This is a genomic window from Pseudomonas spartinae, assembly GCF_965197125.1.
Taxonomy (GTDB): Bacteria; Pseudomonadota; Gammaproteobacteria; order Pseudomonadales; family Pseudomonadaceae; genus Aquipseudomonas; species Aquipseudomonas composti_A.
Window position 1 is genome coordinate 41,476 of the sequence record NZ_CBDAMB010000001.1, and the last position, 24,826, is coordinate 66,301.

The 24,826-nt window shown below is 63.2% G+C and carries 19 protein-coding genes; 10 read left to right on the forward strand and 9 right to left on the reverse strand.

The features are described 5' to 3' along the window. Positions 1 to 24: 24 nt before the first annotated feature. Positions 25 to 3,084 (forward strand): multidrug efflux RND transporter permease subunit, encoded by a 3,060-nt coding sequence (locus ACN8M7_RS00210; protein ID WP_490259373.1) that lies wholly within the window; start codon positions 25 to 27, stop codon positions 3,082 to 3,084. 172 nt (positions 3,085 to 3,256) lie between these two features. Further along, complete coding sequence (locus tag ACN8M7_RS00215; RefSeq protein ID WP_061241911.1) at positions 3,257 to 3,487, forward strand: PA4570 family protein; 231 nt, start codon at positions 3,257 to 3,259, stop codon at positions 3,485 to 3,487. Between the two features lie 217 nt (positions 3,488 to 3,704). Here ACN8M7_RS00215 and bamJ read toward each other — a convergent pair whose 3' ends face one another. Further along, positions 3,705 to 4,334, reverse strand: a complete 630-nt coding sequence (bamJ, locus tag ACN8M7_RS00220; protein WP_061241913.1) for a BamJ family beta-barrel-assembly machinery protein — start codon at positions 4,332 to 4,334, stop codon at positions 3,705 to 3,707. A gap of 198 nt (positions 4,335 to 4,532) precedes the next feature. On the opposite strand from bamJ, the gene ACN8M7_RS00225 reads away from it, so the two are divergent. Beyond that, positions 4,533 to 7,022, forward strand: a complete 2,490-nt coding sequence (locus ACN8M7_RS00225) for a hybrid sensor histidine kinase/response regulator (protein WP_490259374.1) — start codon at positions 4,533 to 4,535, stop codon at positions 7,020 to 7,022. Next, positions 7,012 to 8,082, forward strand: a complete 1,071-nt coding sequence (locus tag ACN8M7_RS00230) for an HD domain-containing phosphohydrolase (protein ID WP_061241917.1) — start codon at positions 7,012 to 7,014, stop codon at positions 8,080 to 8,082. Before ACN8M7_RS00225 ends, ACN8M7_RS00230 begins: the two co-directional genes overlap by 11 nt. Positions 8,083 to 8,262: 180 nt before the next feature. Here ACN8M7_RS00230 and ACN8M7_RS00235 read toward each other — a convergent pair whose 3' ends face one another. From ACN8M7_RS00235 to ACN8M7_RS00260, 6 genes are all read right to left on the reverse strand, one after another. Next, positions 8,263 to 8,391, reverse strand: coding sequence for a DUF2256 domain-containing protein (locus tag ACN8M7_RS00235; protein ID WP_490259375.1), 129 nt, complete (start codon positions 8,389 to 8,391; stop codon positions 8,263 to 8,265). Continuing rightward, positions 8,388 to 9,923 (reverse strand): cryptochrome/photolyase family protein, encoded by a 1,536-nt coding sequence (locus ACN8M7_RS00240; RefSeq protein ID WP_490259376.1) that lies wholly within the window; start codon positions 9,921 to 9,923, stop codon positions 8,388 to 8,390. Before ACN8M7_RS00240 ends, ACN8M7_RS00235 begins: the two co-directional genes overlap by 4 nt. Before the next feature lie 46 nt (positions 9,924 to 9,969). After that, positions 9,970 to 10,272: a DUF6482 family protein gene (locus ACN8M7_RS00245; RefSeq protein WP_490259377.1), complete on the reverse strand. Its 303-nt coding sequence runs from the start codon at positions 10,270 to 10,272 to the stop codon at positions 9,970 to 9,972. Between the two features lie 131 nt (positions 10,273 to 10,403). After that, the gene (locus tag ACN8M7_RS00250) at positions 10,404 to 10,895 is read right to left on the reverse strand and encodes a TIGR00645 family protein (RefSeq protein ID WP_061241924.1); all 492 of its coding nucleotides are present in this window, start codon (positions 10,893 to 10,895) and stop codon (positions 10,404 to 10,406) included. Between the two features lie 135 nt (positions 10,896 to 11,030). After that, positions 11,031 to 11,384: a PA4575 family protein gene (locus ACN8M7_RS00255; protein ID WP_490259378.1), complete on the reverse strand. Its 354-nt coding sequence runs from the start codon at positions 11,382 to 11,384 to the stop codon at positions 11,031 to 11,033. A 165-nt stretch (positions 11,385 to 11,549) separates the two neighbouring features. Beyond that, positions 11,550 to 14,039 carry a Lon protease family protein gene (locus tag ACN8M7_RS00260; protein ID WP_490259379.1) on the reverse strand — a complete coding sequence of 830 codons (2,490 nt, stop codon included), beginning with the start codon at positions 14,037 to 14,039 and terminating at the stop codon, positions 11,550 to 11,552. A 183-nt stretch (positions 14,040 to 14,222) separates the two neighbouring features. Here ACN8M7_RS00260 and ACN8M7_RS00265 point away from each other — a divergent pair, with 183 nt between their 5' ends. Beyond that, positions 14,223 to 15,863, forward strand: coding sequence for a cation:proton antiporter (locus ACN8M7_RS00265; protein WP_490259380.1), 1,641 nt, complete (start codon positions 14,223 to 14,225; stop codon positions 15,861 to 15,863). Here the strand turns inward: ACN8M7_RS00265 and ACN8M7_RS00270 are convergent. Further along, complete coding sequence (locus tag ACN8M7_RS00270) at positions 15,856 to 16,167, reverse strand: TraR/DksA family transcriptional regulator (RefSeq protein ID WP_490259381.1); 312 nt, start codon at positions 16,165 to 16,167, stop codon at positions 15,856 to 15,858. The genes ACN8M7_RS00265 and ACN8M7_RS00270 overlap by 8 nt on opposite strands. Before the next feature lie 165 nt (positions 16,168 to 16,332). Here ACN8M7_RS00270 and ACN8M7_RS00275 point away from each other — a divergent pair, with 165 nt between their 5' ends. Then, positions 16,333 to 18,165: an Lnb N-terminal periplasmic domain-containing protein gene (locus ACN8M7_RS00275; protein WP_490259382.1), complete on the forward strand. Its 1,833-nt coding sequence runs from the start codon at positions 16,333 to 16,335 to the stop codon at positions 18,163 to 18,165. On the opposite strand, the gene rtcR is transcribed toward ACN8M7_RS00275, so the two are convergent. Further along, a complete protein-coding gene (rtcR, locus tag ACN8M7_RS00280) occupies positions 18,159 to 19,760 on the reverse strand; it encodes an RNA repair transcriptional activator RtcR (RefSeq protein ID WP_490259383.1) in 1,602 nt (533 codons plus the stop codon). The genes ACN8M7_RS00275 and rtcR overlap by 7 nt on opposite strands. A gap of 219 nt (positions 19,761 to 19,979) precedes the next feature. Here rtcR and ACN8M7_RS00285 point away from each other — a divergent pair, with 219 nt between their 5' ends. The 4 genes from ACN8M7_RS00285 to ACN8M7_RS00300 all read left to right on the forward strand — a co-directional run bounded on the left by ACN8M7_RS00285 (position 19,980) and on the right by ACN8M7_RS00300 (position 24,826). Further along, positions 19,980 to 21,530 carry a vWA domain-containing protein gene (locus ACN8M7_RS00285; protein WP_490259384.1) on the forward strand — a complete coding sequence of 517 codons (1,551 nt, stop codon included), beginning with the start codon at positions 19,980 to 19,982 and terminating at the stop codon, positions 21,528 to 21,530. A 677-nt stretch (positions 21,531 to 22,207) separates the two neighbouring features. Further along, positions 22,208 to 23,434, forward strand: a complete 1,227-nt coding sequence (locus ACN8M7_RS00290; protein ID WP_490259385.1) for an RtcB family protein — start codon at positions 22,208 to 22,210, stop codon at positions 23,432 to 23,434. 9 nt (positions 23,435 to 23,443) lie between these two features. After that, complete coding sequence (locus ACN8M7_RS00295; protein ID WP_061241933.1) at positions 23,444 to 24,022, forward strand: hypothetical protein; 579 nt, start codon at positions 23,444 to 23,446, stop codon at positions 24,020 to 24,022. Between the two features lie 15 nt (positions 24,023 to 24,037). After that, positions 24,038 to 24,826, forward strand: coding sequence for a nucleotidyltransferase domain-containing protein (locus ACN8M7_RS00300; RefSeq protein ID WP_061241934.1), 789 nt, complete (start codon positions 24,038 to 24,040; stop codon positions 24,824 to 24,826).

Here is a 24,826-nt window from a genome sequence, read left to right on the forward strand (position 1 = left end):
CGCAGGGCGGCCAAGGAAATTTCCATGGCTTTTACCGATCCCTTCATCCGCCGTCCGGTGCTGGCCACCGTGGTCAGCCTGCTGATCGTCCTGCTCGGCTTCCAGGCGTTCAGCAAGCTGACCATCCGCCAGTACCCGCAGATGGAGAACGCCCTGATCACGGTGACCACCGCCTATCCCGGGGCCAACGCCGAGACCATCCAGGGCTATATCACCCAGCCGCTGCAACAGAGCCTGGCCAGCGCCGAAGGCATCGACTACATGACCTCGTCGAGCCAGCAGAACCTGTCCACCATCTCCATCTACGCACGCATCGGCGCCAACAGCGACCGCCTGTTCACCGAGCTGCTGGCCAAGGCCAACGAGGTCAAGAACCAGCTGCCGCAGGACGCCGAAGACCCGGTGCTGTCGAAAGAGGCCGCCGACGCCTCGGCGCTGATGTACGTCAGCTTCTACAGCGACGAGTTATCCAACCCACAGATCACCGACTACCTGTCGCGCGTGATCCAGCCCAAGCTGGCCACCCTGCCCGGCATGGCCGAGGCGCAGATTCTCGGCAACCAGGTGTTCGCCATGCGTCTGTGGCTGGACCCGGTGAGGATGGCCGCCTACGGCGTCACCGCCGGCGACCTCAACAGCGCGGTGCGCAAGTACAACTTCCTCTCCGCCGCGGGCGAAGTGAAAGGCCAGTACGTGGTGACCAGCATCAACGCCAGCACCGACCTCAAATCGGTCGAGGCCTTCGGCGCCATTCCGGTCAAGACGCTCGGTGACACCCGCGTGCTGGTGCGTGACATCGCTCGCGTGGAAATGGGCGCAGCCAACTACGACTCGATCAGCTCGTTCGACGGCATTCCCTCGGTGTACATCGCCATCAAGGGCACGCCGAGCGCCAACCCGCTGGACGTGATCAAGGAGGTACGCAACGCCCTGCCGGAGCTGGAGGCGCAGCTGCCGCCGAACCTCAAGGTGGCCATCGCCTACGACGCCACGCTATTCATCCAGGCGTCCATCGACGAAGTGGTGAAGACCCTGGCCGAAGCGGTGCTGATCGTCATCGTCGTGGTCTTCCTGTTCCTCGGTGCGTTCCGTTCGGTGTTGATCCCGGTGATCACCATCCCGCTGTCGATGATCGGCGTGCTGTTCTTCATGCAGCTGATGGGTTATTCCATCAACCTGCTCACCCTGCTGGCGATGGTGCTGGCCATCGGCCTGGTGGTGGACGACGCCATCGTCGTGGTGGAGAACATCCACCGCCATATCGAAGAAGGCAAGACGCCCTTCGATGCCGCCATCGAGGGGGCGCGCGAGATCGCCGTGCCGGTGATCTCGATGACCATCACCCTGGCCGCGGTCTATGCCCCTATCGGCTTCCTCGAAGGCCTGACCGGCGCCCTGTTCAAGGAGTTCGCCCTGACCCTGGCCGGTGCGGTGATCATCTCCGGCATCGTCGCCCTGACCCTGTCGCCGATGATGTGCGCCAAGCTGCTGCGCCACGAGGAGAACCCTTCGGGCCTGGCCCATCGCCTGGACCTGATCTTCGACCGACTCAAGCAGCGTTATCAGAAAATGCTGCACGGCACCCTCAACACCCGTCCGGTGGTGGTGGTATTCGGCGTGATCGTCATGGCACTGATCCCGGTGCTGCTCAGCTTCACCCAGAGCGAGCTGGCGCCCGAGGAAGACCAGGGCATCGTGTTCCTCTTCGCCAACGCACCGCAGCCGACCAACCTCGATTACGTCAACGCCTACACCGACCAGTTCGTGGAGATCTTCAAGACCTTCCCCGAGTACTACTCGTCGTTCCAGATCAACGGCTTCGACGGCGTGCAGTCGGGTATCGGGGGGTTCCTGCTGACGCCCTGGAACGAACGAACGCGCACGCAGATGGCGATCCTTCCCGAAGTCCAGGCCAAGCTCAACCACATCCCCGGCCTGCAGATCTTCGGCTTCAACCTGCCGTCGCTGCCGGGTACCGGTGAAGGCCTGCCCTTCCAGTTCGTGATCAACACGCCGAATGACTACGAGTCGCTGCTGCAGGTGGCTGAGCGAGTCAAATCGCGCGCCCAGGAATCGGGCAAGTTCGCCTTCCTCAACATCGACCTGGCCTTCGACAAGCCGGAAATCGTCGTCGACATCGACCGCGAGAAGGCCGCGCAGATGGGGGTGTCCATGGAAGACCTGGGCACCACCCTGGCCAGCCTGCTCGGCGAGGGCGAAATCAACCGCTTCACCATCGACGGACGCAGCTACAAGGTGATCGCCCAGGTCGAGCGCGCCTATCGCGAGAACCCGAGCTGGCTGGATAGCTACTACGTGCGCAGCGAAAGCGGCGTCATGGTGCCGCTGGGCACCCTGATCAGCATCAGTGACCGCGCGCGGCCGACCAAGCTCAAGCAGTTCCAGCAGCTCAACTCGGCGATCATCGAAGGCGTGGCCATAGTCAGCCAGGGCGACGCGATCGACACCATCACCGCCATCGCACGTGAGGAAGCGCCACGCGGCTACAGCTTCGACTACGCTGGTGCCTCGCGGCAGTACATCCAGGAAGGCAGTGCGCTGTTCGTCACCTTCGCCCTGGCCCTGGCGATCATCTTCCTGGTGCTGGCGGCCCAGTTCGAAAGCTTCCGCGACCCGCTGGTGATTCTGGTGACCGTGCCGCTGTCGATCTGCGGCGCACTGATCCCGATCTTCCTCGGCTTCTCGACCATGAACATCTACACCCAGGTGGGCCTGGTGACGCTGATCGGCCTGATCAGCAAGCACGGCATCCTCATCGTCGAGTTCGCCAACCAGCTGCGCCACGAAAAGGGCCTGCCGCTACGCGAAGCCATCGAAGAGGCCGCCGCCATTCGCCTGCGTCCGGTGCTGATGACCACCGCAGCCATGGTCTTCGGCATGGTGCCGCTGATCTTCGCCACCGGTGCCGGCGCGGTGAGTCGCTTCGACATCGGCCTGGTGATCGCCACCGGCATGAGCGTCGGCACGCTGTTCACCCTGTTCGTCCTGCCCTGTGTCTACAGCCTGCTGGCCAAGCCGGATGCCGAGGCGCAACAACAGGCGCAGGCCGCGCCCGCTCACTGATGATCCTGTGGGAGGCGCTTGCGCGGCGACTGTCGCGGCTGCAGCGCCTCCCACAATCCTCTTCATCGCCCGCAGCGAATTCACGCAAACGACAGAAGGTCGCAATTAACCCTTGCTATTTATGTAATAGGAATTATTCTCAGTTACGTAATGACGGCCAAGGAGACCTGCCATGACCTACCTGATCGATGCCTGGCTGGACCGCCCGCATCCCTACCTGCGCATCCTCAACCGCGAAACCGGTGAAGTCTGCGCCATGCTCGAAGAAGAAGCGCTGGACGAGCTGCGCGACCAGGGCGACCTGGATCTGCACGAACTCAGCTCCAGCGAACCCAGCGTGCTCAAGGAGCTGGTGCGCAGCCTGTTTCTCTTCTGCTACGCGAGAGCCTTGCGCCCGGCCTGAAAACAAAACGGCCCTTCTACTCAGCAGAAGGGCCGTTTTGTATGTAAGCAGACTGGCAGCGGTTCATCCGCCCCGCCGCTGTCGCAGCGATGGACAAAAACAGCGTTGTCCACCCTAGACACTGCAACGCAAACGGGGCGTAGGGTGGACGACGCTTCACCCGTCCACCATCACCGCGATGAAGGACAAAAACAGCCTCGCCCCCTAACGATTACGCTTACAGAATGTCGAGCAGCTCGACATCAAATACCAGCACGCTGTGCGGCGGGATGCTGCCGACGCCCTGGGCGCCGTAAGCCAGCTCGCTCGGCACGTGCAGGCGCCACTTGCTGCCGGTGTTCATCAGTTGCAGCGCCTCGACCCAGCCTGCAATCACGCCACCGACCGGGAATTCAGCCGGCTGGCCGCGCTCGTAGGAGCTGTCGAATACGGTGCCGTCGATCAGCGTACCGTGGTAGTGAACACGTACCTGATCCTCGGCCGACGGCTTGGCGCCCTCGCCTGCCACCAGCACTTCGTATTGCAGGCCAGAGGCCAGAACGCTCATGCCGTCACGCTTGGCATTCTCGGCCAGGTAGGCACGACCTTCACCGGCGGCGGCTTCGGCCTTGGCGGCAGCTTCGGCCTGCATGACTTCGCGGATCACCTTGAAACTGGCGCCCAGCTCGGCTTCGGAAACGCGGCTGGCCTGGCCGGTGAAGGCGTCGGTCAGACCGGCGAGGATGGCCTGCAGATCGACACCCGGCGGCGGGTTGTCGCGCAACTGACCACCGAGTTGACGACCGATGCCGTAGCTGACGCGACCTTCATCGGAGGACAGATCGGGGCTGAAGTTGAATTCGGACATGAAAGGCTCCGCTTGGGGCTGTGAAAAAGGCCGGCCAGCCTAGCACAGAACATTGAGCCAACGGACACCCGCCCTAGCGCCCATCCATGCAGCGCGCTTGATCCTGCGCAATATCTACTACCTTTAGCTAAGCCTTACTTAAGAAAAGCCTTGATATCATATAGACATCACTTCGTTCGCCCAGCAGGAGCGCGCGTCATGCAAAACGGCTCTCGAGTCAGTCTTCGGACCTGGATATGGCGCGCTTTCGTACAGACGGCCCTGATCCCACTGATTCTGGTGGAGACAGTACTGATCAGCGTCTACCTGATCACCAACGTGTCCATCCGCGACGCGCAGATAACCCACCTGCGCGAGACGGCCCTGAACGATCTACAGGCGGCCGCCAGCCAGGAAGCCCACCTGGTCGAGAGTGAGCTCGGCCATGTCGCCCGCCTCACCAGCACCTATGCATCCCTTGCCCAGGAAACGCTGAACGACAACCAGCCAGTCGCCCCGGCAGAACTGGCAGTGACTCCCAGTGGCGTGCGCTACAGCCCTCGCGATGACGGCGGCGCGGCGTCCTTCTACTCCAACGCCACGCCGCTGGAGAAACAGGATCTGCTCAAAGTCGCGCGCCTTGCCGCCCTCGACCCGCTGATGCGTGAAACCGTACAGCAGAATCCGCTGGTCGCCAGCATCTATTTCAACAGCTGGGACAGCTACAACCGCATCTATCCCTGGTTCGACACGCCAGCCCAGTATCCCCACGACATGGTGATCCCAGACTACAACTTCTATTACCTGGCGGACGCCAAGCACAACCCCGATCACAAGGTGGCCTGGACCGACGTCTACCTCGACCCGGCCGGCCAGGGCTGGATGCTCTCGGCCGTTGCGCCGGTGCTGCGCGGCGACTTCCTCGAAGGTGTGGTGGGCCTGGACATCACCGTCGGCAAACTGCTCGAGCACATCCAGAGCCTCGATGTGCCCTGGGACGGTTATGGGGTCATCGTCAGCAACGAGCTGAACATAATGGCCCTGCCGCCGGCCGGTGAAGACGACTTCGGCCTGGATGAGCTGACCACCCACTCCTACGACGAGGCCATCAGCTCGGAGCTGTTCAAACCCGAAGACTTCAACCTGGGCAAACGTGCCGATACCGAAGGCCTCGCCAAAGCCATTGCGCGCCAAGACAACGGCGTGCTCTCCGTCCGCCTCAACGGCCGTCCACATCTGGTGGCCTGGTCAACGATTCCAGCGACCCGCTGGCACCTGCTCACCGTGGTTGACGAGGCTGAAGTCTTCAGCCAGACCAACGAACTGGCCAGCCACTACCGCGATATCGGTTACCTGTTGATCGGCGGTCTGGTGCTGTTCTACGTGGTGTTCTTCGCCTTCATGTGGGGCCGCGCCCGCGAACTGACCGAGCGCTTGCGCAAACCCATTGGCGGCATCGTCGCCATGCTTCGCGAGATTGGCGAGGGCAACTGGAAACCCAAACGCCCGGCAACCACCATCACCGAACTCGAAGCCATCATCGATGACGTCGAGGCCATGGGCCAGCGTCTGGAACGCAGCGCCACCCAACTGCAGCGCGCCAGCCGCGAGGCCCAGGAAGCCAGCCGAGCAAAGAGTCAGTTCATTTCCAGCATGAGCCATGAGCTACGCACCCCCCTCAATGCGATTCAGGGCTTCGCTCAACTGATGCGCATGCAGCAAGTTCCGCAGACGCAGCAAGACACCGACTACCTCGAAGAAATTCTGCTCGCCAGTCGCCACCTCAATCAGCTGGTGGGCGACATCCTCGACTGGTCGAGCCTGCAGAGCGAACAACCACGCCTGGAAATGAGCAAGGTCGACGCCGTTGCCCTGATGAACGAGTGTGCTGATCTGGTCGCCCCGGAAATCGAAGCTCATGGCCTGACGCTCGAGTTGTCACTGCCCGAAGGCACGCTGCCGGTGCTGGCGGACCAACGACGCCTACGCCAGGTGCTGCTCAACCTGCTGTCCAATGCCATCAAGTACACCCCGGCTGGCAGCATCAGCCTGAGCTGCACCGAGCATGGCGGGCGTGTACGACTGATGGTCAGCGACACCGGCATGGGCATCTCCAGTGAGCTGCAGCCGCTGCTGTTCGAGCCCTTCCAGCGCCTCGGCCAGGAGAACGGTGCCATCCAGGGCACTGGAATTGGCCTGTCGTTGTGCAAGGAATATGCAGCCTTGATGAATGGCGAGATGGGTCTGCACAGCGAGCCGAATCAGGGCAGCCAGTTCTGGATAGACCTGCCGCGCTATGTTGCCCCCCTCCAACCTGAAGTGGCCGAAGTGACGCAACATCAGGCCCGCGTCTATCACGGCGACCTCGACAGCAGCAACCGCGAGGTGGTCAGACAGGCGCTGGCGGATATCGATCTGCAGCAGTTCGAGGATGGCCACCAGCTGCTGACGGCGCTCCACACCCGGCGCCCTGACGCGCTGCTCCTGAGTGTCGACCTGAACGGCCTGGACGGCCGTGACCTGCTGCGCACCCTGCACCAGAGCGCAGAGCTGGCGGACCTGCCAGTGATACTGCTGAGCCGTGAAGACCAGTTGCAGGAGCTGGTCGGCCTGGGCGCCAGCGCCCTGCTTGGCGTACCGATCGACCCCAACGAACTGCACCAACTGATCCACGACCTGACCGGCAAGGAGGCAAGTGATGCTGTCTAATGGTTTTAACCATTCACGGGTGGTCATCGTCGATGACGTGGTCGCCAACAGCCGCCTGCTAGAGTCCAGTCTCAAGGCCTTCGGCTTGCGCGACACCATCAGTTTCTCCGACTCGGCAGCGGCGCTGGAGTGGTTGCAGCACAACGCCTGGAACCTGCTGCTGCTCGACCTGGACATGCCGGCGCCAAACGGCTTCGACATCCTCCGCGCGCTGGCCGACCGTGACCGCAGCAGCAACCCGATCATCATCATCACCGCGTTGAACGACAGCGTCAGCCGCCGCACAGGCCTGGAGCTGGGTGCCAACGACTACCTGAGCAAACCGGTCGACCTGCCCGAGGTGATCCTGCGCGTACGCAGCAACCTGCAACTGAGCCAGGCCAGCCTGGCCCTGAATGAAGCCAACACGACACTGGAGCGGCGCGTGCATGAGCGCACTGCCGAGCTCAGCCAGAGCTATGGCGCCGTGGTGCGCACACTGGCACGTGCCGCTGCTTACCGTGACAGCGACACCGGCAACCATATCCTGCGCATCGGCGAGTCCGCCGCATTGATCGCCAAGACCTACGGCATGAACGCCGACTGGGTCGAACTGATTCGCCAGGCCGCGCCCATGCACGACGTCGGCAAGATCGGCATTGCCGACGAGATTCTCCTCAAGCCTGGCCCACTGACCGAAGCCGAACGCTCGTTGATGCAAGAACATCCCCGGATCGGCCATTCGATCCTGTTCGACCAGCATGCCTCGGAACTGACCGCTTTAGCTGCGGAAATCGCCCTGAACCACCACGAAAAGTGGGACGGCAGCGGTTACCCCCGCGGCCTGAGCGGTGAGGACATTCCGCTTTCCGGACGCATAGTCGCCATATGCGACGTCTACGATGCCTTGCGCATGCCTCGCCCCTACAAGGCACCCTGGCCGCAGGAAAAGGCAAGAGCCTACATCCGCGAACAATCGGGCAAGCACTTCGACCCCACTCTGGTCGACCTGGTCGAGGGCCTGTACGAGCAGATGGAAACGCTGCAGCATGACTTCAGTGATCACCCGCTGGCAGAGTGACGTTCGGCGACCGCAACCTGGTGATCGCCGGCGCCACCGAACAGAGGTCCATTCGCCCGCGAAGTGGACCGCAGCCTGGTCAACACTCGCGCCCTGTCGAGCCTGACCGCCAATATGCGGGGCATGATCGCGCGCGCTCAGGCCTGAACCTTCACAGTCGGTGCCCGGTGCCGGCTCCGCTCAGCGCGAGCGCCGACAACGCTCGGAGCAGTAGCGCACCTCGTCCCAGCAGCGCGCCCATTTCTTGCGCCAGCTGAACAGCAAGCCGCAGACCGCACAGGTTTTAACCGGCAACTGGCTCTTGCTCACAGCATCTCCCCGGCATCGAGCTTGGCCAGCAGCCGCTCGCCCCAGTCCCACAACGCCTGCTGCTTGGCGTCGCTCATGCGCGCCAGGTTGCGGTAGACCATGCCGATGCGCGGATTGCGTTCGAGCGGCTCGCGGTGACGCATGAGAAAGTGCCAGTACAGCGCGTTGAACGGGCAGGCCGACTCGCCGGTGTTCTCGCTCACCTTGTAACTGCAGCCCTGGCAATGGTTGGACATGCGCTTGATGTACTGGCCACTGGCGCAATAAGGCTTGGAACCGAGGTAGCCACCGTCGGCATGCATCACCATGCCCAGGGTGTTGGGCAACTCGACCCAGTCGAAGGCGTCCATGTACACGGCCAGGTACCAGTCGCAGATAGCCTTGGGCGCGATGCCGGCGAGCAAGGCGAAGTTGCCGGTGACCATCAGCCGCTGGATATGGTGCGCGTAGGCGTGCTCCAGGGTCTGGCCGATGGCCTGGCGCATGCAGTTCATCCGCGTTTTGCCGGTCCAGTAGAACTCGGGTAGCGCTCGTGAATTGCCAAAGCGATTGCCCTCGGCGTACTCCGGCATGCGCAGCCAGTAGATGCCACGCACGTACTCGCGCCAGCCGATCAGTTGGCGGATGAAGCCTTCGGCGGCGTTCAGCGGCACATCGCCAGCACGATAAGCGGCCTCGACCTCGGCGCAGATCCGCCGCAGGTCGAGCAGGCCGATATTCAGCGCGGCGCTGATGCGCGAGTGAAAGAGAAACGGCTGGTCGTCGGCCATGGCGTCCTGGTAATCGCCGAAGTCGGCCAGGCCCTGGACGAGGAAGTGCTGCCAGAGGCGTTCGGCCTGCTCGGCCGTGACCGGGTAATCGAAACCCTCCAGGCTGCCGTAATGGCCGGCGAAGCGTCGCTGCACCAGCGCCAGCACCTCGTGCGTGATGGCGTCCGGCTCGACGCGCAGTGGCGTGGGCGGGCACACGCCCTTGGGCAAGGCCTTGCGGTTATCCGCATCGAAGTTCCAGGCACCGCCCTCCGGCGTGCCGTCCGGGTTGAGCAGCAGAGCGCTGTCGCGGCGCATCTCGCGGTAGAAGAACTCCATGCGCAGCTGCTTGCGCCCCCTGGCCCAGGCGGCGAATGCATCACGGCTGCAGAGAAAGCGGCTGTCCTGATGCCAGTGAATCGGCACGCCGCAATGACGCAGCGCCTGCTCCAGGCGCCAATCGCCGCACTCGGTCAGATGCACCTCAGCAGGATCGAGCCGCTGCGTCCAGCGCAGCAGCTCGCCTGGCAAGGTGCCGCTGTTGTCAGGATCGTCCAGGGCCACATAGTGCACGTGCAGGCCCTGCTCACCCAAGGCTTCGGCAAAATGACGCATGGCGCTGAAGATCAGAGCGATCTTCTTCGGGTGATGCGGTACATGGCTGGCTTCTTCCATCACCTCGGCCAACAGCACGTGGTCGTGCTGCGGATCGATGTCCTGCAACGCGCCGAGGCCGTGGGTGAGCTGGTCCCCCAGGATCAGAATCAGACGACGTGCAGTCACCGCGGGACGGTCTCCATGCTCAGCTGGACCGGTGCGAAGACGGCCGTCACCAGCCGCTGCGAAAGGCAATGGGCACGCGCAGGCTGTTGTCAGCCGAAGGCATGCCGCACATTTCGTCATGGACCGAGCTGTGCACCAGGTACAACGGCAGCGTCGGCATTTCCTGCAGCACGTCCCGTGCGTGCTCCACCGAGCGCAGGTTGAGCGTGCCGCCCTGCGTGCTCACAACAGGGTGCGCACGCCCGTCCATCCGTGCTTCCAGCACATAGATACCGCCCTCGAGCGAGATCAGGTTCAGTTCATCGATACGCCCGGCCTGGGCGTGAGTGGACAGATCATGCAGATTCATCAGGGCTTGCCTCCGACCTTGGCTATATAAGACTTATACAAAAACAATTTTTGTATAACAAAGAAAAAGCTCAAGCCCAGAAAGCAAAACGCCCGTCCTGTTCGGACGGGCGGTTGTGAAGCAGCTTCACATCAGTCGTGCTTGGTGACCTTGTCCAGATAGCCCATGGCGAAGGCTGAGCCAACGAACGTCAGGTGAATCAGCACGTACCATTTCAGGTACTCCAGATCGTAACTCTTCGCATCCATGAACACCTTCAGCAGGTGAATGGACGAAATGGCCACGATGGACGCCGCCACTTTCATTTTCAGCGAGCTGGAATCCATCTTGCCGAGCCAGCTGAGCTTCTCGGTGTCTTCATGAATGTCCAGGCGAGAAACGAAGTTCTCGTAGCCGGACAACATCACCATGACCAGCAGGCCGCCCACCAGCGCCATGTCGATCAGCGACAGGAGTTTGAGAATCACGTCGGCTTCGGCGAGGGAAAAGATCTGCGGCAGGATGTGATAAAGCTCTTGGAAGAACTTCACCGACAATGCGAGCACGGCAAGAGAAAGACCAAAGTAGATCGGCGCCAGCAACCAGCGCGATGCGTACATGGTGTTTTCGATAAAGCGTTCCATGGAGAACTCACTGAAGGGGGAAATCGCGGCGAGTATACCCATCGCACTGCACCAACAGAAGGTGCCTGGCATTGTGGATAACCCCAGCCTTGCAGCCGTACACGGATAGCCCCGGTGCGCTTTGCTTCGGGGGTTTCAGCTCTGTCCGTCGGTTTCGGGGTGACGCTGGAATGGCCCGGAGGGGTGATGGCGCTCACCGTTGACCCGGCGTAGCTCGGCCTGCAGGTGCAGGCGCCAGATCGGCGGTTCACTGCATTGGACGTAGCCTTGCAAGGCCAGGCTCTCGGCGATCGCCGCGAGGGCTCCCTCTGCAACCGAAGGCCCGTAGAACGGGCCCTGCGCCTTGATCGCAGAAGGCTGAGCGCCCGACATACCGGCGGCGCAAAGCAGTGTCCAACGTCCGTTGTCTCCAGCCAGCGGCCTGATCACGCACTCGATGCGAGTGACCAGGCCCAGGCATTGGCGGGTGAGGCAGAGGCTGCGCGACATGGCGGCGACCCTCGCAGAATCCAGGCTTCAGCCTACACCCCGAGCGGCCGCACTGTGAAGGCCAAAGTTATCCACGCAATCTGTGGATAACTCTGTGCATGAGCCGTGAGCAAAACGTTCGATGCAGCTGTCCCGGGCGATCCGGGACAATCGTGCGAGATTTGCTCAGCCCGCGCTGCCCTCTCCCTCGTCCTTCTTGCGCCGCGGCGCCTTGGCTGGTTTCGCCGCTGCCACCTCGGCTTCGGCTTTCGCCTTGCCAGCCTCGGCTGGCTTGCTTTCTTCCTCCAGGCCGATTTCAGCGATATCGCGCAGGCGTTCGACCACACGGGCGTTGACGCTGCCCTTGGGGAAGCGCCCTTTCTCGTCCGGGTGCCCCGCCGCCTCGCCGACCAGCAGGCTCAGGGCCTCGTCGACGTGGCGTACCGCGTAGACGTTGAACTGCCCCTCTCGCACGGCCTGCAGCACGCGCTCGTCGAGCATCAGGTTGGCGACGTTGGAGTGCGGGATGATCACACCCTGCTCGCCAGTCAGGCCGCGTGCCTCGCACAGGCGGAAGAAGCCTTCGATCTTCTCGTTGACGCCACCGACCGCCTGCACCTCGCCAAACTGGTTGATCGAGCCGGTGATGGCGAAACACTGCTTGAGTGGGGTGCGCGACAGTGCCGAGATCAGCGTGCACACCTCGCCCAGCGAAGCGCTGTCACCGTCGACGTAACCGTAGGACTGCTCCAGGGCGATACTGGCGGAAATCTCCAGGGGGAATTCCTGCGCATAGCGGCTACCGAGAAAGCCGGTAAGGATCATCACGCCCTTGGAGTGGATCGGCTGGCCGAGGCTGACCTCGCGCTCGATATCGACGATGCCGCTACCGCCGGGGTAGACGGTGGCGGAAATGCGCGCCGGCACCCCGAAAGCCGAGTCGCCGACCTCCAGTACGGTCAGACCGTTGCACTTGCCAACAGCAGCACCGCAGGTGTCGATAAGGATGATGCCGGCCAGCATATCGTCGATGATCCGCGCCGAAACGCGTCCGGTGCGCGTGGCCTTGGCCTTCAGCGCCCGTTCGATATGGCCGACGTCGGTGATCGTCTCGCCAGCCAGCTGACGAATGAAGTCGGCCTCGCTGACCAACTGGAACAGGTCGCCGATACGCGCAGACAGGCGCCCCTGGTGCTCGGCCAGGCGTGCGCTGTAGGTGGCCAGACGCGCCACGGCAGCACCGGTCATCGGCGCCATGCCCTCTTCCGAGGTACGGGTTTTCATCAACTGGGCGAACTGCTCCAGGCTGTCCTCGGCGAGCGGGATGTCCTCGTCGAAGTCGACCAGCACGCGGAACATTTCCTGGAAGTCCGGATCGGCATCCTGCAGCGCGTAATACAGCTGGCGCGAGCCGATGATGATGACCTTCAGTTGCAGCGGGATGACCTGCGGGTTGAGCGTGACGGTGGCGATGCGGCCGAGATCGCCCAGCGGCGACTCCATCTTCAACTGACGCGAATGCAGGGCGCGCTTCAGCGCTTCCCAGACGAAGGGTTCGCTGAGCAGTTTTTCCGCTTCGACCACCAGATAACCGCCGTTGGCACGGTGCAACGCACCTGGGCGCAGCTGACGATAGCTGGTGTACAAGGCGCCCTGATCGGAGCTGTATTCGATGCGACCGAACAGGTTGTCGTAGGTCGGGTGCGACTCGAACACCACCGGCGCACCACCATTGGCATGGTGACCGACCACCAGGCTCGGGCAGTACATCTCCTCCAGCAGCTTGCGCAGTTGTGGATCGGCCTTGTCGACATCGACCAGTTGCTCGACGGCGGTTTTCAGCAGATTGACCTGCATGGCCTGGAGATAGGCACAGACACCGGCGTTTTCCGCGTATTTTTCCGACAAAGGCGCCAGCAGCGGCTGCAAGGCAACGGTGATGGTCTCTTCATTGAGCTGACGCAGCAGGTTGCTCGACTCGCGCTTCCACTGCGGCAGGCTGGCCAGCTCCTCATTGAGGCGCTCTTCCAGCGCGGCGATATCGGCGTGGAAACGCTCGCGCTCGGCTTCGGGCAACTGCGCGAACTCGGCTTCGTCCAGCGCCTTGCCGTCAGCCATCGGGGTGAAGGCGATATTGGTGCTGTCGCGGTACAGGGCCACGCCCTTCTCCAGCGACAGTCGCTCGATCACGTCCAGCGCCTGGTCGTAGCGCTTGTTGAAGCTGCGGTCGATGGCGCTTTTCTTCTGCTGGTAGGTCGGCGTTTCGAACACCGCCGGGAAGGTGGCCAGCAGGTTGTCGATCAACTGGTTGATGTCGGCGATGAAATCGCTCGCGGTGCCGGCTGGCAGCTCCAGCGCACGTGGCTCGCGGGGTTCGTCGAAGTGATTGACGTAGACGCGGTCGGCCGGCGTTTCCATGCGCTTGGCTTCGGCCTTGAGATAGCGCTGGACGAAGGAGAAGCGCCCGGTGCCGGGTTCACCCATGACAAACACGTTGTAGCCGGGGCGCGGCATGGCCACGCCGAACTGCAGCGCCTCGACCGCACGGGACTGGCCCAGTACGCCGCGGAAAGGTTCGAGGTCATCGGTACTGCTGAAGCTGAACTGCTCGGGGGAGAAGGGGCGGGTCAGAGATTCGGGGGCAAGGCGCAAAGCATCGAGGCTACGCTTGGACATTGGCGATCCTTATAGCGGGCGGAAGTTTCCGCAAAACATGGGGTGATTCTGGGCCTGTGGCGCGAAGAGGATCAAGGCTTGATTCAGGGCAATGCGCAAAAACGCCGCATCGATAAGCTGCCATGCATTGCTGTGCCAAGCCTGCAACAACGACAGGCAGCCCCACGACCAGGAACCTTGCCTATGAGTGCCTTTCAGGAAATCGCCGCCCTGCTCAGCCTGTCCGCGCTGCTCGGCATGCTCGCCGTGAAGCTGCGCCAGCCACTGATCATCGCCTACATTCTGGTTGGCATTCTCGCCGGCCCGGCGGTGATGAACCTGTCCGGCGATCACAGTTCCATCAGCCTGCTATCGGAAATCGGCATCACCGTGCTGCTGTTCGTCGTTGGCCTGAAACTGGACATGCATCTGGTCCGCACCCTGGGTGCGGTGGCCCTGGCCACGGGCCTGGGACAGCTGGCCTTCACCATCCTCGCGGGGCTGGCCCTGTGTCGCCTGCTGGGCCTGGACTGGACGAGCGCCGGTTACGTGGCCGTCGCGCTGACCTTCTCCAGCACCATCATCATCGTCAAGCTGCTATCGGACAAAGGCGAGATCGACTCGCTGCATGGGCGCATCGCCATGGGTTTTCTCATCGTGCAGGACATCGCCGTGGTGCTGGCAATGCTGGTGATCAGCCTGTATCAGCCGGCCAACGGCGAACACGCGGGCCTGTCGCCGCTGGCACTGATCGCTGCGCTGCTGGCCAGTCTGCTGGGGCTCTATGCACTGATGCGCTTCGCCCTGCCCCGCCTGCTGACGCCCATGGCACGCTCCCCCGAGCTGCTGATGCTGGTCGCAATCGCCTGGGGCACGCTGCTGGCAGGCGGCGCCGAGGCCCTTGGCCTGTCCAAGGAGCTGGGCGCGTTCATCGCCGGCTTCTGCCTGGCCTCCACACCGCTGCGCGAGGCGATCGCCAGCCGTTTGACCAGCCTGCGCGACTTTCTCCTGCTGTTCTTCTTCCTGCACCTGGGCATCCAACTGGACTTTTCCTACCTGCACCAGCAGATCGGCAGCGCCGTGCTGCTGTCGCTGTTCGTGCTGATCGGCAACCCACTGATCGTCATGGCCATCATGGGCGCCATGGGCTACCGCAAGCGCACCGGCTTCATGGCCGGGCTGACGGTGGCGCAGATCAGCGAGTTCTCCATCATCTTCGTTGCCATGGGCATCAGCCTCGGCCACGTGGGCGGGGCGGCGCTGGGTCTGACGACCCTGGTAGGGATCATCACCATCACCCTGTCCACCTACATGATTCTCTACTCGCAGCCGCTGTTCGAACGTCTTGCGCCCTGGCTTGGGCTGTTCGAACGGCGTGTCGCCCACCGCGAGAATGCCGAGGACAACGCCCCCGCACAGGCGCAGCCACAAGTCATCGTCTACGGCCTGGGTCGCTACGGGCGTGAGCTGGCCTATCGCCTGCAGGACGCTGGCCTGCGCGTGCTGGGCGTGGACTTCGACCCACAGGCGCTGGCCAGCGCGCGCCAGGCAGGCCTGGCCGTGTGCTACGGCGATGCCGAGGACGCCGACTTCATTGCCCACCTGCCCCTGGCACAGGCACGCGCACTGGTCAGCACCATTCCCCAGCGCGAGGTCAATGCGTTGCTGCTGCGTGCAGCACGCAGTGCCGGTTTTCGCGGCAGCGTGACCCTCAGCGCCTTTCGCGAAGGCGACCTGGAAGCCTTCAATCGCGCCGGTGCGGCCAGTGTCCTGCAGCCCTATATCGATGCCGCCGACTCGGCCGCCCGGCGTCTGCTACGGGAAGTCGAAGCGCCGCTCAGTTGAACTCGGCGCAGTGCAGGCAGTACTCGGCAACCGGCATGGCGGCCAGGCGCGCCGCGTCGATCGGCTCACCGCAGCACAGGCATTCGCCATAACGGCCTTCGGCCAGGCGCTGCTGTGCCTGACGCACCAGCACCAGTCCATGTTCGGCCTCCGCCAACAGGGCTTCGAGCACTTCATCATTCTGCCGCTGCTGCGCCTGCTCGGCGAAATCCGCCGAGTGGCTGCGCCCCAGATCGCAGCGAATCGCCTCGGCACGGGTCGTGTAGTCATGCAGCAGAGCGTCCAACACATCACGGTGAGCCATGAGCCATCTCCTTGGGTAATGAAGAAGGCTCAGTGTGATCGGCAGCGCAGCGTGCCTGACTGACGCCGATCAGCACTTGCGCAAAATGCCAACCTCGACTGCCTTGACACCCATCGACCGCGTGGCCAAAGCTCGGCCATCGCCAAGACCAGAAGAACAGCGACCTTGAAACGGATATTCACCGCTCTCGCCCTGAGCCTCAGCCTGCACCTGCATGCAGCCACGGTCGAACAGCTGGCCAACGATCCCTACTGGATCGCCCTCGGTCACTACGAAACCGGCAAGCTCGGCGGCTGGCGCAGCTATGTCGACGATGACGACTTCTTTCTCGCAGAACAGGGCGCCAGTGACCCGAGCGTCGAATTGCGGGCGACCGTCAAGGCGCTGTACCAACCTGCCGAGCTGGGCGACCGCCACCCGCAGTGCATCTACCCGGCGCGCACGCGCTGGCTCAAGGCGCAATTGCAACTCGATGACCTGCCCCAACCGGACTGCGCCGAATATCGAAACTGGTTCGCCGACGTCAATCCACACAGCACCGTACTGGTGTTTCCGGCCGCCTATCTGAACAGCCCGTCGTCGATGTTCGGCCACACCCTGCTGCGCATCGACCAGCCCGACATCGACAGCCACAACACCGCACTGCTGAGCTACGCGCTGAATTTCGGCGCCTTCATCGAAGGCGACGACAACAGCATCCTCTATGCCTGGCGCGGGCTGATGGGGGGCTACCCCGGCCTGTTCGCCCTGGTGCCCTACCGCGACAAGCTCAGCGAATACAACCGCCTGGAAAATCGCGACCTGTGGGAATACCGACTGAACCTCACAGCAGAAGAAACCGCGCGCATGGTCGAGCACGTCTGGGAGCTCAAACAGATCCGCTTCGACTACTTCTTCTTCGACGAGAACTGCTCCTACCGTCTGCTCGAGCTGCTGGAAATCGCCCGCCCCGGCATCGAGCTGACCGAACACTTCCCGCTCACTGCCATACCCACCGACACCGTGCGTGCCGTCAAGGACGCGGGGCTGATCGAGCGCATCGACTATCGCCCGTCGCGCGAGCGCGAACTGCTGGCGCGCGCCGAACCACTTGATCGTGACGAACAAGCCTGGGTACTGCGCCTGAGCGAAGACCCGGCGCAGCTCAAAGAGGCCGATTTTCTCGCTCTGCCGGCCGAGCGCCGCGCACTGATTCAGGATGCCGCCTTTCGCCTGGTGCGCTACCACGCCAACGACGAAGAGCGCAGCAGCAACGCCCAGCGCAGTTTCCAACTGCTCGGCGCGATCAACCGCAACCCGCCACCGCCCCTGGAAGTCGAGCGCCCGCCGCTGCCCGAGGAAGGTCACGAGTCACGCACCTGGCAGCTGGCCGGCGGCAGCCGTGATGATCGCGCCTTCGCCGAGTACGGCCTGCGCATGGCCTACCACGACCTGAACGACAACCTCGACGGCTTCCCCCTCAGCGCGCAGATCGAGATTCTCCAGCTCAAGCTGCGTCAGTACGAGAACAACCACTGGCAGCTGCAACGCCTGGACCTGGCCAACATCCGCTCACTTACACCACGCAATGCACTGCTGCAGCCGCTGTCCTGGCAGGTCGGCGGCGGGCTGGAGCGGGTACTGGGTGAAGACGGCGATAGCCGGCTGGTCGGCCATTTCAGCGGTGGTGCCGGCGCCAGCTGGCAGCTGAGCGACGACCTGCTCGGCTTCGCCCTCGGCACCGCACGCCTGGAATACAACGAGGACTTCGCCGCCGTCATCGCCCCCGCGCTGGGCTTCAATACCGGCCTGCTCTGGCGCAACCCAGTAGGCAACCTGACCCTGGAGGCAGCCGGCGACTACTTCCACAACGGCGAAGTGCGCCGCCGCCTGTCACTCAACCAACAGTGGGAAGTCTCACGCAACCTCGGCCTGCGCCTGAGTGCCCAGCGTGAGTTCAGCCAGCTCGCCAGCCCGGTCAACGAGGTAAAACTGGAGCTGCGTTGGTATCACTACTGACACACCGCCTGCCAATCCAGGCCGAAGCGCGCCAGGTACTTGCGCAGGCGGTCGGCATCGTTGGGTTGCGCCTTGGCCAGGCGTGACACCTGATACAGGCGTCTGCCCGCTTCCGACAGGCTGTCGGCCTGGCGGCACACCTCGATCACCGCCTGCAGCTGCAGACGGTCGAACAGATCGAGGTCGGCAGCCTGCTCACCGAGCAGGTCGCCCAGCGCGTCCTGCTGCTGGGCCAACCCCCAGGCTCGCCGCAACCGCGTGATTTCCTCCTCGACCTGCGCCTCGTCGATACGCCCGCTGTCGGCCAGGGTGGCCATGCGTGTGATCGAGGCCGACAGCTCGCGGAAGTTGCCCTGCCAGGCCGCCTCGCTCGAGCTGGCAAACGCCAGGTAGCGGCGCCGGGCCTCCAGGTTGAAGCGCACCATGCGCCCCTGCTCGCGGGCATGACGCTCCAGCTCGAAGTCGATGTTCGGCTCGATGTCCTCACGCCGCCCGGCCAGCCCCGGCAGCTCGAAGGTCCACAGGTTGATGCGGGCGTAAAGGTCCTCACGGAACAGGCCCTCGGCGACCCGCGTACGCAGGTCGCGGTGCGTGCCGGCGATCAGCAGAAAGTCGCTGCTGACCTCCTTGTCCGCGCCCATCGGAAAGAAGCGTTTTTCCTCGACGGCCTTGAGCAGCATGGCCTGCTCGTCGAGGCCCAGCTCGCCGATCTCGTCGAGAAACAGCATGCCGCCATCGGCCGCGCGCAGCAGCCCATCGCGGGCATTCTGCGCACCGGTGAAGGCGCCCTTGATATGGCCGAACAGCGCCGACATCGCGCCGTCGCCGCGCAGCGTGGCGCAGTTGACCTCGACGAAGCGGCCCTCGACCAGATGGCGACTGCGCTTGAGTTCGTACACGCGGCGAGCGAGGAATGACTTGCCGGCACCGGTCGGGCCGATCAGCAGCATCGGCGCCGATGAGCGCAACGCGACCCGTTCGATCTGCTCGATGCTGCGGTTGAAGGCGTCATTGCGCGTGGCGATGCCGGACTTGAGGAAGGCCAGGCTTTCCAGGCGTTTGCTCTGAAAGCGCGAGGCGATGCGGTCATAGCGCGACAGGTCGAGGTCGATCAGTGCATGGGTGCCGGTGACCTGCGCCGCCTCATCACGCTTGCGCGCCGGCGAGGTCTGCACCAGGCGCGCCGGCAGATAGCGCGCCTCGGTCAGCAGGAACCAGCAGATCTGAGCCACGTGGGTACCGGTGGTGATGTGCACCAGGTAGTCCTCATGCTCGGTATCGAAGGCATAACCGCTGGTGAAGTCATGCAGCGCGCCATACACCTCCTCGAAATCCCAAGGGTTGCGCAGGTGCATCGGCTGCAGACGCACCTCGGTCTCCGGGGATATCTGCTGGATGTCGGCACGGATGCGTTCGGCCAGGCTGAGGTCGCGCGCATCGGTACCGTGAATCAACTCCAGGCGATCGATCAACAGATCGGCCTGCTGACACAGACCGATGCTCGGCCGCCACTTGTTCCAGCGGTTGGCGCCCTTGCCGACCCGGTCCAGGGTCGCGCCGATGAAACCGATGGCGACCGTGCGCTTGTCATTCATATCCACCGCCTCAGAAACTATCCATAAAGATAAGCAACGATATTATCAGATATAAAAATCAGAGCGCACGCTGCCAAGCAGTTTTCCATAACGGGCAAAGATAAAATATTAAATTCTTATAAATCAATAACTTAAAAATAAATCACAGCAAGCAAACGAAACCTGGCACAGCCGCTGCAATAGTCCTGGCACAACGGATAAACACAGCGAGACGCCACGATGGCCAACTTCAATCTGTTCAACACCCGGGCCGCGCAACTGCCGGCCAGCGACACCCTGAATCAGCAGCAGGCACCGGCTTATGCCTACACGCCCAAGCACAAGCTGGCTCAGCTCGCCGTCACCGGCTGCCTGAACCAGACCTTCTACGCCGAGGCTGAAACGCAGCTGGCCGAAGTGCTGAAGCTGGTCGCCGAACTCGACGCCCGCTACGCGGCCAAGGCCGCACTGTACGCCCGCAAGAAAGGCCACATGAAAGACATGCCGGCCCTGCTGCTGGCAGCCCTGGCCGCCCAGCGTTCGAGCCTGGTGCCGGCGCTGTTCGAGCAGGTGGTGGACAACGGCAAGATGCTGCGCACCTTCGTGCAGATCCTGCGCAGCGGCGTGACCGGGCGCAAATCGCTCGGCTCGCAGCCCAAGCGACTGGTGCAGAACTGGCTGAACACGGCCAGTGAACGCCAGCTGCTGCAGGCATCGATCGGCAACCAGCCGTCACTGGCAGACGTGGTGAAGATGGTTCACCCCAAGCCGAGCGAAGCCTGGCGCGCCGCCTTCTTCGCCTGGCTGATCGGCAAGCCGGCCGATGCCGCCGCCCTGCCGCCGCTGACCCGCGCCCTGCTGGCCTTTCGCAGCGGCGCCAGCAGCGAGCTGCCGGACGTACCGTTCCAGTTGCTCGGCAACGAGACGCTGAGCGCCGAGCAATGGGCTGAGCTGGCCGGACGCATGGGCTGGCAGGCCCTGCGCATGAACCTCAACACCCTGCAGCGCCACGGCGCACTGGCGGTCGAGGGTTGCGCAGAGCGGGTTGCACAGCGTCTGGCTGATGCCGAAGCCGTGGCCAAGGCACGGGTTTACCCGTACCAGCTGCTGGCCGCCTACCGCATGACCGGCGACGGCGTGCCGCTGGCCGTGCGCGAGGCGCTGCAGGATGCCCTGGAGCTGTCGCTGGCCAACGTGCCGGCGCTGAGCGGCAACGTGGTGGTGTGCCCGGACGTGTCCGGCTCGATGCACAGCCCGGTGACTGGCTACCGCCAGGGCGCGACCACGGCGGTGCGCTGCATCGATGTCGCGGCGCTGGTGGCAGCGGCCATCCTGCGCAAGCAACCGCGCGCTCAGGTACTGCCGTTCGAGAACAAGGTGGTGAAGGTAGCGCTCAACCCACGTGACAGCGTGATGAGCAACGCTTCGAGGCTGGCGGCGGTCGGCGGTGGTGGCACCAGCTGCTCCGCGCCGCTCAAGCAACTGGCCGACGCCAAGGCCAAGGTGGACACACTGGTTCTGGTTTCCGACAACGAATCCTGGATCGACGCCCGCCGCCACGGCGCCACCGAAACCCTGCGGCAGTGGGAGCGGATCAAGCACATCAACCCGCAAGCGCGGCTGATCTGCATCGATCTGCAGCCCTACGGCACCACGCAGGCGGCGGACCGCAAGGACATCCTGAATGTCGGCGGCTTCAGCGACGCGGTGTTCGATGTGCTGGCACAGTTCGCCAGCGGCCGCTTCGGCGCCGGCCACAGGGTCGACACCATCGAGCAGATGGAGTTATGACAACGCGCCCGGCCAATTGCGGCCGGGCACACAGATCAACGATTTCGAGCGCATTCGAATGCCGATGGGACTACATCCAAGACGTCTCATCACACCCTTGTCGACTGCGCACGAAGGCACGAATGCCAGTGGCTGTACATTGTTATGCCGGTTTCGATACCGGCCCGTGGCAACACGGAACAGTCACTCATCTTGTCGTGCCGCCTGATTCAGAGTTTTGCGACGAATGCCGGTGGAACTACACCCTTCCACGGTCGAGATGCGGGTTCGAATCCCGTCGACTCCATCACTGCGGGGTCGTAGTTCAATGGCAGAACACGAAAACGTTTCACCACACCTTGTCGTCGCATCTTTTTTGGCCCGCCACGGCGGGCCGGCAGCGAATGCCACGGGTACTACATTGGGTCGCGGGTTCGAATCCCGCCAGCCGCAAGGCTGTAGCTCAGCCGGTAGAGCAAATGTGCCCGTTATCTCGTCGCTGCGCGGAGGCCCGGCCTCCACTTTTTTGACTGACCCGGCGAATGCCGGTGGAACTACAGAACGTGAAGGTTGCGGGTTCGACTCCCGCCCCGGCAACGGGTAGCTCAATGGGATAGAGCAGCGCGCATGTTTCACCACCTCTAGTCGCCGCACTGCACACACGCCGGATGACCGGCACGAATGACGAGTGAATGACGATGCAAACCAAGACTTACAACCTGCTGGAAGTGGCCAATGGCAAGCCGATCAAGCTGTGGACGCAAGGCGTCCCGGTCGAGGAGGACGCCAAGCAGCAGCTGATGAACACGGCGCAGATGCCTTTCATCTTCAAGCACCTGGCGGTGATGCCGGATGTGCACCTGGGTAAGGGGTCGACCATTGGCAGCGTGATCCCCACGGTCGGTGCGATCATCCCGGCGGCCGTTGGTGTGGATATCGGTTGCGGCATGATCGCCGCGCGCACCACGCTGATGGCCCACGACCTGCCGGATAACCTGGCCGGTCTGCGCGCTGCCATCGAGAAGGCCGTGCCGCATGGCCGTACTTCCGGGCGTGGTGCCCGCGATAAAGGTGCCTGGGAGAACGTGCCGGAGCTGACCGACCACGCCTGGTCGGCGCTGAGCGAGCGCTTCAAGCTGATCACCGACAAGCACCCGAAGCTGGAGAAGACCAACAACCGCAAACACCTGGGAACCCTGGGTACCGGCAACCACTTCATCGAGGTCTGCCTGGATGAAGCCAATCGCGTGTGGTTCATGCTGCACAGCGGATCACGCGGCGTGGGGAACGCCATCGGTAACCTGTTCATCGAACTGGCCCAGGCCGATATGCGCCAGCACATCGCCAACCTGCCGCACCGCGACCTGGCCTACTTCGAAGAAGGCAGCCAGCACTTCAACGACTACGTGGAAGCCGTGGGCTGGGCGCAGGACTTCGCCAAGCAAAACCGCGCACTGATGATGCACGCGGTGATCGCGGCGGCGCGAGGCGTGATCAGCAAGCCGTTCGACGTGGCACTGGAAGCGGTGAACTGCCACCACAACTATGTGCAGAAGGAGCGCCACTTCGGCGAAGAGGTGCTGGTAACGCGAAAAGGTGCGGTGTCGGCGAAGAAGGGAGAACTGGGGATCATCCCCGGCTCCATGGGGGCCAAGAGCTTCATCGTGCGCGGCCTGGGCAACGAGGAAGCGTTCTGCTCCTGCAGCCACGGCGCCGGCCGAACCATGAGCCGCACCAAGGCGAAGAAGCTGTTCACCGTGGACGACCAGATCAAGGCCACGGCCCACGTCGAATGCCGAAAGGACGCCGACGTGATCGACGAGATCCCGATGGCCTACAAGGACATCGACCAGGTAATGGACGCCCAGCGCGAGCTGGTGGAAGTGATGCATACCCTGCGACAGGTGGTGTGCGTGAAAGGATGAGGTAAGGACATGCTGCAACCCATGCAAAGCCAACGACTCGACGAACTACGCATCCGCCTGGAAGCGGCGGGCTGCGTGTTCGACTTCGTGGTGATGACGCTCGACCCGACGGCTACGCCCGGCGAGGCGGAACACCGGCAGGCGTTGCAGTTGCTGTTCGAGGGCATTGAGGAACGCGCTCGCCTTGGCCGACTTGAGCTGATTGCACAAGACTCGCGCTTTGCTAAACAACGCTGGCCCGACCTGACACCCGATTTTGCACAAGCACACCCAACGGCTCTCAACCCTATAGAGCTGCATGAGCTGGCCAGTGAGGATGGCTTGCTGTGTCGGAACTTTCGCGACCCGCCCTACGGCACACAGCTGCAAGTGACGGACTTTCGCGAGTGGCAAAAGACACTGCGGCTGTATCCCGACGAGGGGCTGCAAGTGTTCGACTGGGTCGGCAACGCGGATACCGAACCTCACCGCAGCACCTGGAGCAGCTACTTCGACGAAGGCAAGGAATGGTGGGGAGTCTGGTGCCTCACGCTGTACAACCCGCGACGAAATACCTTGTCGGCGCTGGCCGCCAGCGCAACAGATTGAGCAAGGAGCTCAAACATGGACATGCAACAACGCCACCCGCTCAGCGACGCCATGCGCGCACGGGTGCTGGAAGAACTTGAGCGCATAGAGCGCGAGCGCAACGTCAAGGTGCTGTATGCCTGCGAGTCGGGCAGCCGCGCCTGGGGCTTCGCCTCGCCCGACAGCGACTACGACGTACGCTTCGTCTACGTGGAAAAACCGGACTGGTTCGTCCAGGTCGACACACCACGCGACGTGATCGAGCGGCCGCTGGACGACGAGCTGGACGTCAGCGGCTGGGAGCTGCGCAAGACCCTTGGCCTGCTGCGCAAATCCAACCCGACGCTGCTGGAATGGCTCGACTCACCGTTGGTGTATCGCCAGGAAGACGACGCCACGGCGCGCCTGCGCGAACTGGCCGAGCTGTTCTACAGCCCGCCTGCGGCGCGTCATCACTACCTGTCGATGGCCAAGAAGAATTTTCGCGGCTACCTGCAAGACGAGACGGTGCGCTTCAAGAAGTACTTCTATGTGCTGCGCCCGCTGCTTGCCGTACGCTGGATCGACCAAGATCGCGGCCGCCCGCCGATGACCTTCGCCGACCTGCTGCAGACTGTGGACGACCGCGCCCTGCTGGCGGAAGTCGATGAGCTGCTGGCGCTCAAGCGCAGTGCTGACGAGTCGGCCTACGGCCCACGTCGTCCGGCCCTGCATGCGTTTATCGAAACGCAGCTGGAACAGACGGTAGCGAGCCTGCCACGCACCCGAGCGGACGATAGCGTGCTCGACACCTACCTGCGTGAGACGGTTGAGCGATACGCCTGA

What these genes read in the sequence shown, in the direction of transcription:
- ACN8M7_RS00290 (WP_490259385.1), top strand. Translation starts at nt 22,208, where the DNA reads ATGCAAACCAAGACTTACAACCTGCTGGAAGTGGCCAATGGCAAGCCG.
- ACN8M7_RS00270 (WP_490259381.1), bottom strand. Translation starts at nt 16,167, where the DNA reads ATGGCTCACCGTGATGTGTTGGACGCTCTGCTGCATGACTACACGACC.
- rtcR (WP_490259383.1), bottom strand. Translation starts at nt 19,760, where the DNA reads ATGAATGACAAGCGCACGGTCGCCATCGGTTTCATCGGCGCGACCCTG.
- ACN8M7_RS00230 (WP_061241917.1), top strand. Translation starts at nt 7,012, where the DNA reads ATGCTGTCTAATGGTTTTAACCATTCACGGGTGGTCATCGTCGATGAC.
- ACN8M7_RS00285 (WP_490259384.1), top strand. Translation starts at nt 19,980, where the DNA reads ATGGCCAACTTCAATCTGTTCAACACCCGGGCCGCGCAACTGCCGGCC.
- ACN8M7_RS00255 (WP_490259378.1), bottom strand. Translation starts at nt 11,384, where the DNA reads ATGTCGCGCAGCCTCTGCCTCACCCGCCAATGCCTGGGCCTGGTCACT.
- bamJ (WP_061241913.1), bottom strand. Translation starts at nt 4,334, where the DNA reads ATGTCCGAATTCAACTTCAGCCCCGATCTGTCCTCCGATGAAGGTCGC.
- ACN8M7_RS00265 (WP_490259380.1), top strand. Translation starts at nt 14,223, where the DNA reads ATGAGTGCCTTTCAGGAAATCGCCGCCCTGCTCAGCCTGTCCGCGCTG.
- ACN8M7_RS00300 (WP_061241934.1), top strand. Translation starts at nt 24,038, where the DNA reads ATGGACATGCAACAACGCCACCCGCTCAGCGACGCCATGCGCGCACGG.
- ACN8M7_RS00210 (WP_490259373.1), top strand. Translation starts at nt 25, where the DNA reads ATGGCTTTTACCGATCCCTTCATCCGCCGTCCGGTGCTGGCCACCGTG.
- ACN8M7_RS00215 (WP_061241911.1), top strand. Translation starts at nt 3,257, where the DNA reads ATGACCTACCTGATCGATGCCTGGCTGGACCGCCCGCATCCCTACCTG.
- ACN8M7_RS00295 (WP_061241933.1), top strand. Translation starts at nt 23,444, where the DNA reads ATGCTGCAACCCATGCAAAGCCAACGACTCGACGAACTACGCATCCGC.
- ACN8M7_RS00260 (WP_490259379.1), bottom strand. Translation starts at nt 14,039, where the DNA reads ATGTCCAAGCGTAGCCTCGATGCTTTGCGCCTTGCCCCCGAATCTCTG.
- ACN8M7_RS00245 (WP_490259377.1), bottom strand. Translation starts at nt 10,272, where the DNA reads ATGAATCTGCATGATCTGTCCACTCACGCCCAGGCCGGGCGTATCGAT.
- ACN8M7_RS00225 (WP_490259374.1), top strand. Translation starts at nt 4,533, where the DNA reads ATGCAAAACGGCTCTCGAGTCAGTCTTCGGACCTGGATATGGCGCGCT.
- ACN8M7_RS00250 (WP_061241924.1), bottom strand. Translation starts at nt 10,895, where the DNA reads ATGGAACGCTTTATCGAAAACACCATGTACGCATCGCGCTGGTTGCTG.